Here is a 14,427-nt window from a genome sequence, read left to right on the forward strand (position 1 = left end):
AAACCGGAGTGGGGAGGCTGGCGGTCTGCGCCGGCCTCTTTTGAGTTTGGAATGGGGCCGTAAAGGCACCGTTCCGGTGTAGCCGCTGGGATTACGGCGGTGAAGAGATCAACGAAAGGAATACCATGGCTAAGGAAGCCGTCCGCGTTCGCCGTCGCGAACGTAAGAACATCTCGTCGGGTGTCGCTCACGTCAACTCGACCTTCAACAACACGATGATCACCATCACCGACGCGCAGGGCAATGCGATTGCCTGGTCGTCGGCTGGCGCCAAGGGCTTCAAGGGCTCGCGCAAGTCGACCCCGTTTGCTGCCCAGATCGCTGCTGAAGACTGCGCCAAGAAGGCCCAGGAACACGGCATGAAGTCGCTGGAAGTCGAAGTTTGCGGCCCGGGTTCCGGCCGTGAATCGGCTCTGCGCGCGCTCCAGGCTGCCGGTTTCATGATCACGTCCATTCGTGACGTGACCCCGATCCCGCACAATGGCTGCCGTCCGCGCAAGAAGCGCCGCGTCTGATCATCGCTATCGTCACCGGTGAGCGCATCGGCGTTCCCGGTGGTTTTCAAGCTCGGTTGCCACGATTGGATGGTGGCAACGAACGGAAGGCAAAATTATGATTCAGAAGAACTGGCAGGAACTGATCAAGCCGAACAAGGTCGAGTTCTCTTCGAGCTCGCGCACCAAGGCGACTCTCGTTGCAGAGCCGCTTGAGCGTGGTTTCGGCCTCACCCTCGGCAACGCGTTGCGTCGCGTTCTGCTCTCCTCTCTGCGCGGTGCGGCTGTTACGGCCGTGCAGATCGACGGCGTGCTGCATGAATTCTCCTCGATCCCGGGCGTTCGTGAGGACGTTACGGACATCGTGCTCAACATCAAGGAAATCGCCATCAAGATGGATGGCGACGACGCCAAGCGCATGGTCGTGCGCAAACAGGGTCCGGGTGTTGTAACCGCTGGCGACATCCAGACGGTCGGCGATATCGAAATCCTCAACCCCGAGCATGTCATCTGCACGCTCGACGAGGGTGCCGAAATCCGCATGGAGTTCACCGTCAACAACGGCAAGGGCTATGTTCCGGCCGAGCGCAATCGTGCGGAAGATGCTCCGATCGGTCTTATCCCGGTCGACAGCCTCTATTCGCCGGTCAAGAAGGTGTCCTACAAGGTTGAAAATACCCGTGAAGGACAGGTTCTCGACTACGACAAGCTGACAATGACCATCGAAACCGATGGCTCTGTCTCCGGCGAAGATGCCGTCGCTTTCGCGGCTCGCATCCTGCAGGACCAGCTTGGCGTCTTCGTCAACTTCGACGAACCGCAGAAGGAAGCCGAAGAAGAAGCCGTCACCGAACTGGCCTTCAACCCGGCGCTCCTCAAGAAGGTGGACGAACTCGAATTGTCGGTTCGTTCGGCAAACTGCCTGAAGAACGACAACATCGTCTACATCGGCGACCTCATTCAGAAGACCGAAGCAGAAATGCTCCGCACCCCGAATTTTGGTCGCAAGTCGCTGAACGAAATCAAGGAAGTTCTCGCTTCCATGGGCCTGCACCTCGGCATGGAAGTGCCGGCATGGCCGCCCGAGAACATCGAAGATCTCGCAAAGCGTTACGAAGACCAATATTAAGAACCAAAAAGGCAGGCTCTTCACGGCTGCCTTTCCCCGTCAAACAGCAGGCCTATCGCCTGCATGTGCCAGGAAACGGCAGGCCCGGTAACGAAGTAAGGGCACTGCATTAAAGGAGAATAGCAATGCGCCATGGTAAAGCCGGCCGCAAGCTGAATAGAACTGCAAGCCACCGCAAGGCGATGTTCGCCAACATGGCGGCTTCGCTCATCACCCACGAGCAGATCGTAACGACCCTTCCGAAGGCCAAGGAAATTCGTCCGATCGTCGAAAAGCTCGTCACCCTCGGCAAGCGCGGCGACCTGCACGCTCGTCGTCAGGCGATCTCGCAGATCAAGGACGCCGCTGTCGTTTCGAAGCTCTTCGACACGATCGCCTCGCGCTACGCAACCCGCAACGGCGGTTACCTGCGTATCATGAAGGCCGGCTTCCGCCAGGGCGACAACGCCGCTCTCGCCGTCATCGAATTCGTTGACCGCGACACCTACGCAAAGGGCGCAGCCGACAAGGCCCGCGTCGCTGCTGAAGAGCAGTCTGTCGCTGCCTGAGATTTTCCGGTTTCGGAAAGCAGAAAAGCCGGGCCTTGCGCCCGGCTTTTTCGTTTGTGCGTTTGGTTGGAGGCCGCTTCTGCGCAAGCTTTCTTAAGCGGCTGATTGTTCATGGCTTCGATGTTGTAGCTATCGGGATCGAGAATAAAGCAGGCATAATAATCAGGCGTGTAGTCCGGGCGCGGGCCGGGTGCGCCATTATCCTGCGCGCCGGCTTAAGAGCGCCTTGATAGAACGCATCGACTTCCGCCCTGTTCCTGGCTCGAAAAGCGACGTGGACGCGTGTCAGGGGCGGGGGGCTAACGGCCTGCTGGATTTCGAACAGGGAGCCGTTGCCGATATCGAAGGCCTAGAACAGCTTTTCCTTCCCGAAGGACAATGTATATCCCAAGGTGCGAAAGCTCTTTCATAAAAGAGCCTGCTCTTTGTGAGATCGCTCGCGGCGACGGTGATATGATCAATCAAGCTTCCCGCTCCTTGCCCTGGTTCTCTGACTGTTTCGGGAATCATTCGGGCACGTGGATTTTGTGTTTGATGTGCTTGAGATTTGCGACGATCGTGAAGGTCATAATCACCAGCAGGCACCACGAACTCCATTTGCCGATATGCACGGTGGACCACGCGCCGATCTGGTTCGGATAGCGCCACACCCCGAAGAAGGTGCTGATGTTTTCGGCAAGCCAGATGAAGAAGCCGATCAGGATGAAGGCGAAAAGCAGGGGCATCTTGCGGTCCTGATCATAGGGCCTGAAAATGACGGTGGTGCGCGCATAAAGACCGAGCGTGCAGGCGGCGATGTACCAACGGTAGTCGCCGATATAGTGATGGGTGAAGAAGTTGGCGTAGATCGCCAATGCCATGAGCCCGGCCATCCAGTAGGGCGGATGATGTCTCACGCGCAGATCAAAAAGGCGCCAAGCCTGAATGACGTAGCTGCCGACAGCCGCATACATGAAGCCGGAAAAAAGCGGGACGCCAAACAGTTTGGCATAGGCGAAATCCGGATAGCTCCACGACTGGATGCTGCCTGAGGTCTTGAAGACCTCCAGTGCAAAACCAATCAGATGAAAGACAGAGATCGCCTTCAATTCGTCGATGGTTTCGAGCTTTGCCCAGACCATCCAAGCCTGAATCGCAAGAGCGATAATCAGCAGCAGATCATAACGCGGAATACCGATGATGCCTGCATGCGGGACCAGGAAGACCGACAGAAAAAACAGGCCTGCGAAGAGGCAGGCTCGGGCCTCCTTGACGGCAAAATAGAAGAATTCGACGATGAAGCGTTCGATGCCATTGCGTTGAAGATCGGCCGGCCGGTCGATCAGATGTTTGTCCAAAAGAGGAAGTAATTCCGGAAGTGCGGCGACTTTTGGCATATGCTGGCGAGCAACCTCTGTTTTGAAACAGTGCGAACCTACCGAGTGACGGCGACAGCTTGATATCTTGATGATTGGAAATTGGCAGCGGAACTCGGTTAGAATTGTGGTGGCCTTTTTGAATTCACACAAGATTATTCGGCGCATCCATGCCCAGCGCCTCGCAGCCCTGCTGCTCATCATCATTTCCGGTTTGACACTCAGGCGATTCGGTTATGCGGCCGATCTTCCCTTCTTCATCGTCAAATACGGCGGCTCACTGCTCTGGGGATCGATGGTCTATGTCCTGCTTGCATTTATCATCGCAGGCCTCTTTGGGAGCATTCGCCCCGCTGGAATCGCTCTCATGGGGCTATGCGTTGCGATAGCCGTCGAGTTGCTCCGGCTCTATCACACGCCCTGGCTCGATGCGTTTCGATTGACGACCGCCGGCGCCTTGCTGCTTGGCAGAGTCTTCTCGGTCTGGAATATTGTGGCCTATGCTATCGGGATAGCTGCGGCCTATGCGCTTGACCCCGCACGCAGGCGATTGTCTTTCGAGCCGTAACGCGGATCTCTATGACGCTGATGATGCTACGGTTCGTCCGCGTGCCCGTCCTTGCCCCCTCTTTCGGCTCCGCCCGATGGGCTTGTAGGCACGGTAGAGGATCAGCGCGATGATCAGCCCGACATAGATATATTGCTCAAGGTCCAGGATCTTCGTCGACAGGGCAAAGTGCAGTGCTGCCGATGCGGCAATGATGTAGATGAGGCGATGGAGCCAGATCCAGTTCTTGCCCAGCCTGCGGATCGAGAAATTATTGGATGTAAGCGCGAGTGGAACAAGCATCGCCAGTGCACCCATGCCGAACATGATGAAGGGTCGCTTCACGACGTCATCAATGACGGCAGCGACGTCCAGCGCCTGATCGAGCACCATGTAGACGGTGAAGTGCATCAGAGCGTAGTAAAACGTCAGAAGGCCGAGTGCGCGGCGATAGCGCAGGTAATTCCAGCCGAGAAGGTCCCGGGCAGGGGTAACCGCAAGCGTCAGGATCAGAAAGCGAATGGTCCAGATGCCGAGGAAGAGTTCGAAGGTCTTCACTGGATCGGCGCCGAGCTGATCCGTTGCGCCGAGATAGAAGTTCCAAGCTGCGGGCAGGAGCCCTACACCATAGAGCAGCCAGACGGATACCGGCAGCCAGCGCTTCGGAATGGCGAGCGAAAACGCTGCCATCAGAAATTCACCCGGAGATCCATGCCGTCGTAGAGACCGGCGACTTCGTCGGCATAGCCGTTGAAGGGCAGGGTGGGGTGGCGATTGGCGCCGAAGAAGCCGCTTTCGCCGATGCGCCGCTCCGTCGCCTGGCTCCAGCGCGGATGATCGACGGCCGGATTGACGTTGGCGTAGAAGCCGTATTCCTGCGGGTTGGTGACCTGCCAGGTGTTCTTCGGCTGCTGATCGGTGAGCGTGATGCGCACGATCGATTTGATGCCCTTGAAACCGTATTTCCACGGCACGACGAGGCGCACCGGCGCGCCATTTTGGTTCGGCAGCGTTTCGCCATAGAGCCCGACGGCGAGCAGCGTCAGCGGGTGGCGCGCCTCGTCCATCCGCAGGCCCTCGACATAGGGCCAGTTCAGCGACTGGAAGAAGCCGGCTTGGCCGGGCATCTCCTCGGGGCGCACGACTGTCTCGAAGGCAACATATTTGGCGCTGCCCTGCGGCTCTACCTTGTCGAGAAGCGAGGCGAGCGGAAAGCCGTCCCATGGAATGACCATCGACCAGGCCTCCACACAGCGCATGCGATAGACGCGCTCCTCGATCGGAAACTCCTTCATCAGCGCCTCAATATCGAAGATGCCGGGCTTGTTGACCATGCCGTCGACCTTTATCGTCCAGGGCAGCGGCTTGAACTTGCCGGAGAGGGCTGCAGGATCGCCCTTGTCGAGGCCGAATTCGTAGAAGTTGTTGTAGGTGGTCACGTCCTTGATCGGCGTCAGCTTGTCATCGACCGTGTACTTGCTCTTGACGGTCGTAAGCGCCGCCGCACTCGCCTTGCCGGCGCCGTAGAGCGCCATGGCGCTGAGTGTTGCGGCGCCAAGAAATTCACGGCGCTTCATATAAATCTCGCGCGGCGTGATCTCGGAAGAAGGGACTTTGGGCGGACGATAGGTTGGCATGTCGAATTCCTCTTGGGCGGGGCAGCCCGCGTGAATCTTAAACGCAAATTGCGCGCTTTGGATCAGTGTGTATGCCTTGAATCCTAGCGGCGAAAAGCCAATTTTTTGTGTTCGTCCGTGATGGAATAGTCCGTAACAAAAGAGAGCTTGCGTCCGTATATGCCCGATGGTGCTACCCGTACCGCTTTGGGCGTTCCCGGTAGTGACAGCTAGGACCGATTGGATTAGGACAATTCCAAAAAGCAGCGACTGCCCGGCGTCCGCAAATCCTTTTGCCGCCCCGCATCGCCAGACAATTCCTGGAGATTGAGGAAGACACCGATGCCAGCTTATCGTTCCAGAACCACGACCCACGGCCGCAACATGGCGGGCGCGCGCGGCCTTTGGCGCGCTACGGGCATGAAGGATTCGGATTTCGGCAAGCCGATTATCGCTGTGGTGAACTCCTTCACGCAGTTCGTCCCAGGCCACGTTCACCTCAAGGATCTCGGCCAACTCGTCGCCCGCGAAATCGAAGCGGCCGGCGGCGTCGCCAAGGAATTCAACACAATTGCCGTCGATGATGGCATCGCCATGGGCCATGACGGCATGCTCTATTCGCTGCCCTCGCGCGAGCTGATCGCCGACAGCGTCGAATACATGGTCAACGCCCATTGCGCCGACGCCATGGTCTGCATCTCCAACTGCGACAAGATCACCCCCGGCATGCTGATGGCGTCGCTGCGCCTCAACATACCCACAATCTTCGTCTCCGGCGGCCCGATGGAGGCCGGCAAGGTCGTCCTGCATGGCAAGACGCATGCGCTCGACCTCGTCGATGCCATGGTTGCTGCCGCCGACGACAAGATTTCCGATGAAGACGTCAAGGTCATCGAACGTTCGGCCTGTCCGACCTGCGGTTCATGCTCCGGCATGTTTACCGCAAACTCCATGAACTGCCTGACCGAAGCCCTCGGCCTGTCGCTGCCCGGCAACGGCTCGACGCTCGCAACGCACGCCGATCGCAAGCGCCTCTTTGTCGAAGCCGGCCACCTGATCGTCGATCTCGCTCGTCGCTACTACGAGCAGGAGGATGAGAAGACCCTGCCGCGCACGATCGCCTCCAAGCAGGCTTTCGAGAATGCCATGGCGCTCGATATCGCCATGGGCGGCTCGACCAATACGGTTCTGCACATTCTGGCGGCTGCGCATGAGGGCGAGGTGGATTTCACCATGGCCGACATCGATGCGCTGTCGCGCCGCGTTCCTTGCCTCTCCAAGGTCGCGCCGGCCAAGTCCGACGTACATATGGAAGACGTCCATCGCGCCGGCGGCATTATGTCGATCCTCGGCGAGCTCGATAAGGGCGGCCTTCTCAACCGCGACTGCCCGACCGTTCACGCCGAAACGCTGGGTGACGCCATCGATCGCTGGGACATCACCCGCACCAACAGCGAGACGGTCCGCAAGTTCTATCGCGCGGCTCCTGGCGGCATCCCGACTCAGGTTGCCTTCAGCCAGGAAGCCCGCTGGGATGAGCTCGATACCGACCGCGTCGGCGGCGTCATTCGCTCGGTCGAGCATCCTTTCTCCAAGGATGGCGGCCTTGCAGTTCTCAAGGGCAATCTGGCGGTCGACGGCTGCATCGTGAAGACGGCAGGCGTCGATGAGTCGATCCTGAAGTTCTCCGGTCCGGCCAAGGTCTTTGAAAGCCAGGACGCGGCCGTGAAGGGCATCCTCGGCAATGAAGTCGTTGCCGGTGATGTCGTCGTCATCCGCTACGAAGGCCCGAAGGGCGGCCCGGGCATGCAGGAAATGCTCTATCCGACGAGCTATCTGAAGTCGAAGGGCCTCGGCAAGGCCTGCGCCCTGATCACCGACGGCCGCTTCTCCGGCGGCACCTCCGGTCTCTCGATCGGCCATGCCTCGCCGGAAGCTGCCAATGGCGGCACGATTGGCCTCGTGCGCCAGGGCGACATGATCGATATCGATATCCCGAACCGTACGATCAGCCTGCGTGTCAGCGATGCGGAGCTTGCTACCCGCCGTGCCGAACAGGACCAGAAGGGCTGGCATCCAGCCGAGCCGCGCAAGCGCAACGTCTCGACCGCGCTCAAGGCCTATGCCGCCTTCGCCACCAGTGCCGACCGCGGCGCCGTTCGTGACCTGAGCGCGCGATAAGCCGACTTGTTGCAGATTAGTTAGAGCAGCTGATTAAGAGTCAGCTGCTCTTTCATTTTCAGAGATGCCGCGTTTCCGCCGGCACGGTCCACCAGCTATTGTTCCTGCCATCGAAATATTGCACCGGCGCTTCCGCAAGCTCAGCGGGATCGAGATCGTCGAGGCAGGCGAGATTGATCGAGACATAGGCGCCGCCGACCGCCTCGACATAACCATCGCCATAAGCCGCCACCCCGCAATTGGCGCAGAAGCGGTGATGGCCGGAGAGCGTACCGAACTGATAATCGCTGATGCCGGTCTCCTCGCACAGAAGACGGAAATCCTCGGGCTTGATATTGGCGCCCCAGTAGCGGCGCTTCCAGCAGATCGAGCAATTGCACTTTCCCGTCCCTGCCTGAAGGTCGATATCGGCCTCGTAACGGATCCGGCCGCAGTGACAGCTTCCGTGATAGGTCTTCTTCATGTGTTCCTCCTTGCGCATCGTTGCATGGTATGACAACATATTGTCATTATCAACGTATGACAATATGTTGTCAATATGACGAGAAAACGTACGCCTGACGGTGATGCCTTTGCTGCTCTCTCCATCGCGGTGATCCGCCTTTCGTCCCACTTGCAGGCTGAAGGCGATGCGCTTGCCAAACCTGCCGGGCAGACCAGTGCGCGCTGGCAGGTGCTTGCTGCGGCCGACCACGCGCCGATGTCGGTGGCCGATGCAGCGCGTACGCTCGGTCTTGCGCGCCAAGGCGTACAGCGCATCGCCGATCTTCTTGAAGGCGAGGGGCTGATTGCCTACCGGGCCAACCCGGTCCACCAGCGTGCCAAGCTGATGGAGCTGACCGAAGCAGGGAAGAAAGCGCTTGCCGACATCTCCACCCGCCAGGCGGTATGGGCAAACGAACGCGGTGCCACCTATGGCGAAGAACGGCTGCGCCAGGCCGCCAACCTCATCAACGAGATGATTGTCGATTTCCAGGGCCGGGGAGATCAGGAGTGAACGTCCTCAGAGCGGACGATTGATGTTCTTGTAGGTCTCGCCGAGCTGCTTCAACCGTTCCTCATAGGCAGCACCAATGCAGGCGGCATCCGCGCCACAGGCCTGCCGCTTCTTCAGCCACGCGGTCTGCTCGTCCTGCAGCGTACCGCGCGCACCCATGGCGAGCAGGCCGGACAGCAGCTCGAAGGTAGTTACCATCTTCACATCGGCATCGTTGAGCGGCCGGTTCTCACAGATCACCTTCTCATCCGGCTGCAGCTCCTTCGCATCGCAATTGAAGCTCGCCGCCTGCGCGTTATTCGGTGCAAGAGCGAGTAATGTGGCGCAGATAGCGGCGGATAGGATGGCGGTCTTCATAATCTCTCCAGCTGTAAGGGCACTCTGTTTCGGCCTCACGGCAAAGATGATGCAACTCTGTTCTATGGCAAGGATCAACCCGCCGGGCCGCTTTCAAGATGATGTCTCTGCTCGGTGGGCGTGTCCCGTTTTTGAGCTTAGATATCAGTAACCTGCTTGATTTTGCTGATTCAAATTGCCAAATCCACGATGCCTTTGTCTTCCATGCTTCCGCCCTCTTTCCTTTCTAGCGTCGGGCGCTACAACATTTTTCGTGAGAGCATTTCAAAAGGATTCCCATGCAAGGCCTGTTCAAGCACGCCTCCGTTTCGCTTCTGGCATTGACGCTCCTGCTGCCCGCCTACGCTCAGGCGCAGACCAAGACCGTGCCGGAAAGTCAGATGCAGATGCAGCTTTCTTTCGCACCTCTGGTCAAGCAGACCTCTGGCGCCGTCGTGAACGTCTATGCTGAAAAGACCATTCAGCGGCAGTCGCCCTTTGCCGGCGATCCCTTTTTCGAGCAGTTCTTCGGCCAGCAGATGCCAAACCGCTCCGAAAAGCAGTCTTCGCTCGGCTCCGGCGTCATTGTCGAGGCGAACGGCACCGTCGTGACCAATAATCATGTCGTCGAGGGTGCAGATGATATCAAGGTGGCGCTGTCGGACGGTCGCGAGTTCCCCTGCAAGGTGGTTCTGCGTGACGACCGCGTCGATCTCGCCGTGCTGAAGATCGACAGCAAGGCGGATTTCCCGGCGCTGCCGATCGGCAATTCCGATGCGGTGGAAGTGGGCGATCTCGTGCTGGCGATCGGCAATCCCTTCGGCGTCGGCCAGACCGTCACCAGCGGCATCGTTTCGGCACTTGCCCGCAATCAGGTGGTCAAGAACGAATTCGGCTTCTTCATCCAGACGGATGCCTCGATCAATCCCGGCAATTCCGGCGGCGCGCTGATGAACATGAAGGGCGAGCTGATCGGCATCAATACGGCGATCTTCTCGCGCGGCGGCGGGTCGAACGGTATCGGCTTTGCCATTCCTGCCAATCTCGTCAAGGTCTTCCTCACCTCGGCCGATTCCGGCGTCAAATCCTTCGAGCGGCCCTATATCGGTGCGAGTTTCGATCCGGTAACCTCTGAGGTCGCAGATGCACTCGGCCTCGACAAGGCGCGCGGTGCGCTGATCGCCAAGGTCACGGCGGATAGCCCGGCGGCCAAGGCCGGCCTCAAGGCGGGCGAGGTGATCACTGCCGTCGACGGCGTCTCCGTTGAACATCCAGATGCGCTTCTTTATCGATTGACGACGGCTGGCCTTGGCAAGTCGGTCAACCTAACGGTCATGGAGAACGGGCGCGAGCAGCAGGTAACGCTTGCCCTTGCCCGCGCACCGGAAACCCAGCCTCGCGATCAGCGCACGATCGGCGGACGCACGCCCTTTACCGGTGCGGTCGTGGAAAACCTTTCGCCGCGTGTCGCAGATGAGCTGAGGATGCCGCTTGATTCGACGGGTGTGGTTATCTCCGATGTGGAGGGCGGGTCTCCCGCTTCCCGCCTCGGCTTCGAGCCGAAGGATATCATCGTTTCCATCAATGGGGCCGAAGTAAAAACCAGCCGCGACCTGCAGGAGATCGCCGATTCCGATCCCAGCCTCTGGAGGGTCGAGATCGAGCGCGATGGTCAGCGTATCAGGCAGTTCTTCCGATGAGTGATGATCTCTTCGCGCCGCGAGTTCCGGAAGAGGTCGCCAGCCGGCGACCGCTTGCCGATCGCCTGCGGCCGAAGACACTCGGTGAAGTCACCGGCCAGGAGCATCTGACCGGTGAAGACGGCGTTCTGCGCCGGATGATCGAAAGCGGCTCTCTCGGCTCCATGATCTTCTGGGGGCCACCGGGCACCGGCAAGACGACAGTTGCGCGGCTGTTATCGGGCGAGGCGGGGCTGGCATTCGAACAGATCTCGGCGATCTTCTCCGGCGTTGCCGACCTGAAGAAAGTCTTCGAGGCGGCCCGCATGCGCCGCATGGACGGTCGTCAGACGCTGCTCTTCGTCGATGAGATCCATCGCTTCAACCGCGCCCAGCAGGACAGTTTCCTGCCGGTCATGGAGGATGGCACTGTCATCCTCGTCGGCGCGACGACGGAAAACCCGTCCTTCGAACTCAACGCCGCTCTTCTGTCGCGTGCCCGGGTGCTGACCTTCAAGTCGCATGACGAAGAGAGCCTTGAGGAACTGCTGAAGCGCGCCGAGACCGTCGAGCAGAGGCCATTGCCGCTGAGGGAAGATGCGCGCGCCAGCCTGATCCGCATGGCCGATGGCGATGGTCGCGCGGTACTGACGCTTGCCGAGGAAGTCTGGCGTGCTGCCCGCGAAGGCGAAACCTTCGACACCGAAGGCCTGACGCGCATCGTCCAACGCCGAGCTCCGGTCTACGACAAAGCGCAGGACGGCCACTACAATCTGATTTCGGCGCTTCACAAGTCCGTCCGCGGCTCCGATCCCGATGCCGCCCTCTATTATCTCGCCCGTATGTTCGATGCTGGCGAGGATCCGCTCTATCTCGGCCGGCGGCTAGTGCGTATGGCGGTGGAGGATATCGGGCTTGCCGACCCGCAGGCTCTGGTGATCTGCAACGCCGCCAAGGATGCCTATGATTATCTGGGCTCACCGGAAGGCGAACTGGCCTTAGCGGAAGCCTGCGTTTATCTGGCGACCGCACCGAAATCGAACGCGGTCTATACCGCCTTCAAAGCGGCGACCATGGCCGCCAAGCAGAACGGTTCATTGTTGCCGCCAAAGCATATCCTGAATGCACCGACAAAGCTGATGAAGGGCGAGGGATATGGCGAAGGCTACCGCTACGACCACGACGAGCCGGATGCCTTCTCAGGCCAGGATTATTTCCCGGAAAAGATGGGCCGCCAGACCTTCTACGATCCGCCCGAACGCGGTTTCGAACGCGAGATCCGCAAGCGGCTGGACTGGTGGGCAAAACTTCGCAAGGAGCGCAATCCGCGCTGAAATCGGGCAGCGCTGATATCAGGCGCGCTTCTGTGTTGCCGGAGCGGCGATCAGCTTGACAGAAGAATCCGCTAGCCCGTGATGGCCTTCCATATCGACGACGATATGCCAGTGGCCGCTTTCGGGAATGGCGAGCTTGACCGGCGACTTGCGCGCGACGCCGCCGATATATTTGAAATCGAGCACTTCGGTGAACCGCTGGAAGTTGGGAGCCGTCATCAGTCGCACATTGTTCACGGCGCTCAACGACACCTCGATGATCGTTCCGGCGCGCTGTTCCTTGATATCGTAATGGGTGAAGCGGAAGTTCGGTTTCGGCATTGGTCTCGCGGCACATGTAATCTCTGCATGCGGGACTTTATCAGGACGGCAGTTAAGGAAAAGTTGGAAATCTCCGCCGTGTTGCCGCTCCTGCTGTGCCAAAATGGCAGGAACGGCACAGTACTTAGTGGATATTGCCGGTGCTGCGCGCAAGAGGTGCAAAATCGAGCACCATGCCTGCGGTCGCGCGGCAGATATCATCTGGATTGTGGTTGCACTCTTCCGCAGCGAAATGGAGGGCTGCAGCTTCATTGATGAAGAGACCGCCGACGAGCCCCTCGCGATCCTGGACGATCCAGCGGCCGCCCTTGTCGCGGCCGACGGTGAATCGGGCCGGAGGGGTGGTGACGGGCGCCGAAATCTGCCGGCGTTGCTGTGCATTTGCCATTGTCGTGATCCTCGATCCGGCTCTTACTGGGAAATAAGATGGAGGCTCACCTGCACGAGCCCGGCAACGGCCATGACGGCGCCGAGCCGGGGTGCGACGGCCACAAGGCCGGCAAAGAGCGGATGGGAAGGATCGGCTGCGGCCGCATGGGCGCTTGCGTTACGTTGCAGAGGGTCAGTCTTGGCATAAGTATCAGTCAGGCGTGACATCGTTTGTCCTTTCGAAGTCTAACTCAACCGCCGTTTGAGTGTCGCGGCGGTGTCACGCTGATCAAGATAGATGCCGGCGGATAGGGTTTCCATTTGGAGCGCCAAGCGAAAATATAAAAATCTCATATGGATAGCGTCATCCGCGCGACACTGCAACCGATGAAGGGGGCAAGCGACTTGGCGATCGCAAAGCGGCTGTCGGACTCAATCGGCACAAGCGGAAGGCGAAGATCCGAAGGCGTGCCGCGCAATATCTGCAGCGCATATTTCAGCCTTGCAGGATCGTCCTCGGGGCCGAGTGCGGCCACAACCGGCAGCAGCCTGTCGCTGAGCGCGAATGCCGCCGAGATATGGCTTCCATAAGCGGCCTTCTGCAGTGACGTGACGAGCCGGGGAAGGATATTTGCGGCTGCGGACAGGATACCATCGCCGCCGGAGAGATGAAAGGGTAGGGCGGCGGCGTCGTGACTGGACAGGAATCGGAAGCGTTGCCGCAGCGCCGGCGGCAGGTTGGCGAAGCGGGCGATATCACCGGTCGAATCAACGATCGCGACGACCGCTTCGAACTCGGCGAGCCGCTCCAGCGTTTCCATGGTCAGGTCGCTTGCCGTCCGCGCCGGCGCATTCTCGATGAGAACAGGCAGGTTGGTTGCTGCGGCAATACGCTCGAAATGACGGACGATGCCCTTCTGCCCCGGCTTGGAGTAAAAAGGCACAGTCACCAGCACGGCGCGGGCGCCGCACTCTTCCGCGTCCCGTATCAGGGCGATCGTGCTTTCGGTGCAATTGGTTCCGGCCGCGGCGATCACCGGGATACGGTCCGCCGCGGTCCGGATGCAGATGTCGAGCACCATGCGGCGTTCCCGAGGTGAAAGGCTCAGTCCTTCACCCGCCGCGGTGCAGAGAGCGAGTCCGTCGACGCCGCTCAGCACCTGCCATTCAACAAGGTCCTCCAATGCTGCGCCGTCGACCTCACCGTCTCGGAACGGCGTGACGAGCGCGGTGATCGCGCCGCCTGGGCGCAGTTTTCCCGCATTGTTCATGATGGGGTCTCAGAGCGAGCCCAGGATAACATAGAGTTCGACGCAGGCGAGCACGATGCCGAACACCATCAGCGCCTGGGCCGTGCGCTTTTCGCGCATCTGCCGCTTGCCGCGCGTGATCCGGTGCGGGCGAAGCGGCAGGTATTGAGGGGACATGACATCTCGCATGGCGCTACCCTTTGCTGTTGCGGCAAAGGCTACTGCCACGTCCGATAGGAAATCCATTCGGGGTGGAGAGCGAAGATATAGG

At 59.6% G+C, this 14,427-nt stretch carries 18 protein-coding genes and 1 pseudogene; 8 read left to right on the forward strand and 11 right to left on the reverse strand.

From position 1 onward, the window contains the following. Positions 1 to 125 precede the first annotated feature (125 nt). The 3 genes from rpsK to rplQ all read left to right on the forward strand — a co-directional run bounded on the left by rpsK (position 126) and on the right by rplQ (position 2,171). Positions 126 to 515: a 30S ribosomal protein S11 gene (rpsK, locus tag KQ933_RS05665; RefSeq protein ID WP_003547577.1), complete on the forward strand. Its 390-nt coding sequence runs from the start codon at positions 126 to 128 to the stop codon at positions 513 to 515. Between the two features lie 97 nt (positions 516 to 612). Beyond that, entirely contained in the window at positions 613 to 1,623 is a 1,011-nt protein-coding gene (locus tag KQ933_RS05670) for a DNA-directed RNA polymerase subunit alpha (RefSeq protein ID WP_018115507.1), read from the forward strand. A gap of 125 nt (positions 1,624 to 1,748) precedes the next feature. Further along, entirely contained in the window at positions 1,749 to 2,171 is a 423-nt protein-coding gene (rplQ, locus tag KQ933_RS05675) for a 50S ribosomal protein L17 (protein WP_216757746.1), read from the forward strand. A 98-nt stretch (positions 2,172 to 2,269) separates the two neighbouring features. Here rplQ and KQ933_RS33330 read toward each other — a convergent pair. After that, a pseudogene (locus tag KQ933_RS33330) lies at positions 2,270 to 2,636 on the reverse strand (VOC family protein); the annotation flags it as partial. Positions 2,637 to 2,677: 41 nt separating this feature from the next. Beyond that, positions 2,678 to 3,547, reverse strand: coding sequence for a DUF817 domain-containing protein (locus KQ933_RS05680; protein ID WP_216757747.1), 870 nt, complete (start codon positions 3,545 to 3,547; stop codon positions 2,678 to 2,680). 118 nt (positions 3,548 to 3,665) lie between these two features. Between KQ933_RS05680 and KQ933_RS05685 the strand changes: the two genes are divergently transcribed. Continuing rightward, complete coding sequence (locus tag KQ933_RS05685) at positions 3,666 to 4,094, forward strand: DUF2809 domain-containing protein (protein WP_253958278.1); 429 nt, start codon at positions 3,666 to 3,668, stop codon at positions 4,092 to 4,094. Between the two features lie 9 nt (positions 4,095 to 4,103). On the opposite strand, the gene msrQ is transcribed toward KQ933_RS05685, so the two are convergent. Together msrQ and msrP are read right to left on the reverse strand one after the other, a co-directional pair. Next, positions 4,104 to 4,763, reverse strand: coding sequence for a protein-methionine-sulfoxide reductase heme-binding subunit MsrQ (msrQ, locus tag KQ933_RS05690; RefSeq protein ID WP_216757749.1), 660 nt, complete (start codon positions 4,761 to 4,763; stop codon positions 4,104 to 4,106). Beyond that, a complete protein-coding gene (msrP, locus tag KQ933_RS05695; protein ID WP_216757750.1) occupies positions 4,763 to 5,710 on the reverse strand; it encodes a protein-methionine-sulfoxide reductase catalytic subunit MsrP in 948 nt (315 codons plus the stop codon). Before msrP ends, msrQ begins: the two co-directional genes overlap by 1 nt. A 321-nt stretch (positions 5,711 to 6,031) precedes the next feature. On the opposite strand from msrP, the gene ilvD reads away from it, so the two are divergent. Continuing rightward, entirely contained in the window at positions 6,032 to 7,870 is a 1,839-nt protein-coding gene (gene ilvD, locus KQ933_RS05700) for a dihydroxy-acid dehydratase (protein ID WP_216757751.1), read from the forward strand. 58 nt (positions 7,871 to 7,928) lie between these two features. Here ilvD and KQ933_RS05705 read toward each other — a convergent pair whose 3' ends face one another. Beyond that, positions 7,929 to 8,333, reverse strand: a complete 405-nt coding sequence (locus KQ933_RS05705; RefSeq protein ID WP_113499652.1) for a GFA family protein — start codon at positions 8,331 to 8,333, stop codon at positions 7,929 to 7,931. A 75-nt stretch (positions 8,334 to 8,408) separates the two neighbouring features. Here KQ933_RS05705 and KQ933_RS05710 point away from each other — a divergent pair, with 75 nt between their 5' ends. Then, positions 8,409 to 8,867 carry a MarR family winged helix-turn-helix transcriptional regulator gene (locus KQ933_RS05710; RefSeq protein ID WP_216757752.1) on the forward strand — a complete coding sequence of 153 codons (459 nt, stop codon included), beginning with the start codon at positions 8,409 to 8,411 and terminating at the stop codon, positions 8,865 to 8,867. 6 nt (positions 8,868 to 8,873) lie between these two features. Here KQ933_RS05710 and KQ933_RS05715 read toward each other — a convergent pair whose 3' ends face one another. Beyond that, a complete protein-coding gene (locus tag KQ933_RS05715; protein ID WP_216757753.1) occupies positions 8,874 to 9,224 on the reverse strand; it encodes a lysozyme inhibitor LprI family protein in 351 nt (116 codons plus the stop codon). 278 nt (positions 9,225 to 9,502) lie between these two features. On the opposite strand from KQ933_RS05715, the gene KQ933_RS05720 reads away from it, so the two are divergent. Further along, positions 9,503 to 10,903, forward strand: a complete 1,401-nt coding sequence (locus KQ933_RS05720) for a DegQ family serine endoprotease (RefSeq protein WP_216757754.1) — start codon at positions 9,503 to 9,505, stop codon at positions 10,901 to 10,903. After that, the gene (locus tag KQ933_RS05725; RefSeq protein ID WP_216757755.1) at positions 10,900 to 12,216 is read left to right on the forward strand and encodes a replication-associated recombination protein A; all 1,317 of its coding nucleotides are present in this window, start codon (positions 10,900 to 10,902) and stop codon (positions 12,214 to 12,216) included. The genes KQ933_RS05720 and KQ933_RS05725 overlap by 4 nt, the downstream gene beginning before the upstream one ends. Before the next feature lie 18 nt (positions 12,217 to 12,234). Here KQ933_RS05725 and KQ933_RS05730 read toward each other — a convergent pair whose 3' ends face one another. The 5 genes from KQ933_RS05730 to KQ933_RS05750 all read right to left on the reverse strand — a co-directional run bounded on the left by KQ933_RS05730 (position 12,235) and on the right by KQ933_RS05750 (position 14,333). Then, positions 12,235 to 12,537: a DUF1883 domain-containing protein gene (locus KQ933_RS05730; protein ID WP_216757756.1), complete on the reverse strand. Its 303-nt coding sequence runs from the start codon at positions 12,535 to 12,537 to the stop codon at positions 12,235 to 12,237. Between the two features lie 124 nt (positions 12,538 to 12,661). Continuing rightward, positions 12,662 to 12,925, reverse strand: coding sequence for a hypothetical protein (locus KQ933_RS05735; RefSeq protein WP_216757757.1), 264 nt, complete (start codon positions 12,923 to 12,925; stop codon positions 12,662 to 12,664). Positions 12,926 to 12,948: 23 nt separating this feature from the next. Beyond that, entirely contained in the window at positions 12,949 to 13,134 is a 186-nt protein-coding gene (locus tag KQ933_RS05740) for a hypothetical protein (protein WP_216757758.1), read from the reverse strand. 122 nt (positions 13,135 to 13,256) lie between these two features. After that, positions 13,257 to 14,177 carry a 4-hydroxy-tetrahydrodipicolinate synthase gene (dapA, locus tag KQ933_RS05745; protein ID WP_216757759.1) on the reverse strand — a complete coding sequence of 307 codons (921 nt, stop codon included), beginning with the start codon at positions 14,175 to 14,177 and terminating at the stop codon, positions 13,257 to 13,259. A gap of 9 nt (positions 14,178 to 14,186) precedes the next feature. Continuing rightward, on the reverse strand, positions 14,187 to 14,333 hold the full coding sequence (locus KQ933_RS05750; RefSeq protein WP_216758973.1) for a hypothetical protein: 147 nt from the start codon (positions 14,331 to 14,333) through the stop codon (positions 14,187 to 14,189). Positions 14,334 to 14,427 lie beyond the last annotated feature (94 nt).

Source organism: Rhizobium sp. WYJ-E13, assembly GCF_018987265.1.
Lineage (GTDB): Bacteria > Pseudomonadota > Alphaproteobacteria > Rhizobiales > Rhizobiaceae > Rhizobium.

Excerpts from the sequence above, each read along its gene's own strand:
- rpsK (WP_003547577.1), top strand. The coding sequence starts at position 126 with ATGGCTAAGGAAGCCGTCCGCGTTCGCCGTCGCGAACGTAAGAACATC.
- KQ933_RS05670 (WP_018115507.1), top strand. The coding sequence starts at position 613 with ATGATTCAGAAGAACTGGCAGGAACTGATCAAGCCGAACAAGGTCGAG.
- rplQ (WP_216757746.1), top strand. The coding sequence starts at position 1,749 with ATGCGCCATGGTAAAGCCGGCCGCAAGCTGAATAGAACTGCAAGCCAC.
- KQ933_RS05680 (WP_216757747.1), bottom strand. The coding sequence starts at position 3,547 with ATGCCAAAAGTCGCCGCACTTCCGGAATTACTTCCTCTTTTGGACAAA.
- msrQ (WP_216757749.1), bottom strand. The coding sequence starts at position 4,763 with ATGGCAGCGTTTTCGCTCGCCATTCCGAAGCGCTGGCTGCCGGTATCC.
- msrP (WP_216757750.1), bottom strand. The coding sequence starts at position 5,710 with ATGCCAACCTATCGTCCGCCCAAAGTCCCTTCTTCCGAGATCACGCCG.
- ilvD (WP_216757751.1), top strand. The coding sequence starts at position 6,032 with ATGCCAGCTTATCGTTCCAGAACCACGACCCACGGCCGCAACATGGCG.
- KQ933_RS05705 (WP_113499652.1), bottom strand. The coding sequence starts at position 8,333 with ATGAAGAAGACCTATCACGGAAGCTGTCACTGCGGCCGGATCCGTTAC.
- KQ933_RS05710 (WP_216757752.1), top strand. The coding sequence starts at position 8,409 with ATGACGAGAAAACGTACGCCTGACGGTGATGCCTTTGCTGCTCTCTCC.
- KQ933_RS05715 (WP_216757753.1), bottom strand. The coding sequence starts at position 9,224 with ATGAAGACCGCCATCCTATCCGCCGCTATCTGCGCCACATTACTCGCT.
- KQ933_RS05720 (WP_216757754.1), top strand. The coding sequence starts at position 9,503 with ATGCAAGGCCTGTTCAAGCACGCCTCCGTTTCGCTTCTGGCATTGACG.
- KQ933_RS05725 (WP_216757755.1), top strand. The coding sequence starts at position 10,900 with ATGAGTGATGATCTCTTCGCGCCGCGAGTTCCGGAAGAGGTCGCCAGC.
- KQ933_RS05730 (WP_216757756.1), bottom strand. The coding sequence starts at position 12,537 with ATGCCGAAACCGAACTTCCGCTTCACCCATTACGATATCAAGGAACAG.
- KQ933_RS05735 (WP_216757757.1), bottom strand. The coding sequence starts at position 12,925 with ATGGCAAATGCACAGCAACGCCGGCAGATTTCGGCGCCCGTCACCACC.
- KQ933_RS05740 (WP_216757758.1), bottom strand. The coding sequence starts at position 13,134 with ATGTCACGCCTGACTGATACTTATGCCAAGACTGACCCTCTGCAACGT.
- dapA (WP_216757759.1), bottom strand. The coding sequence starts at position 14,177 with ATGAACAATGCGGGAAAACTGCGCCCAGGCGGCGCGATCACCGCGCTC.
- KQ933_RS05750 (WP_216758973.1), bottom strand. The coding sequence starts at position 14,333 with ATGTCCCCTCAATACCTGCCGCTTCGCCCGCACCGGATCACGCGCGGC.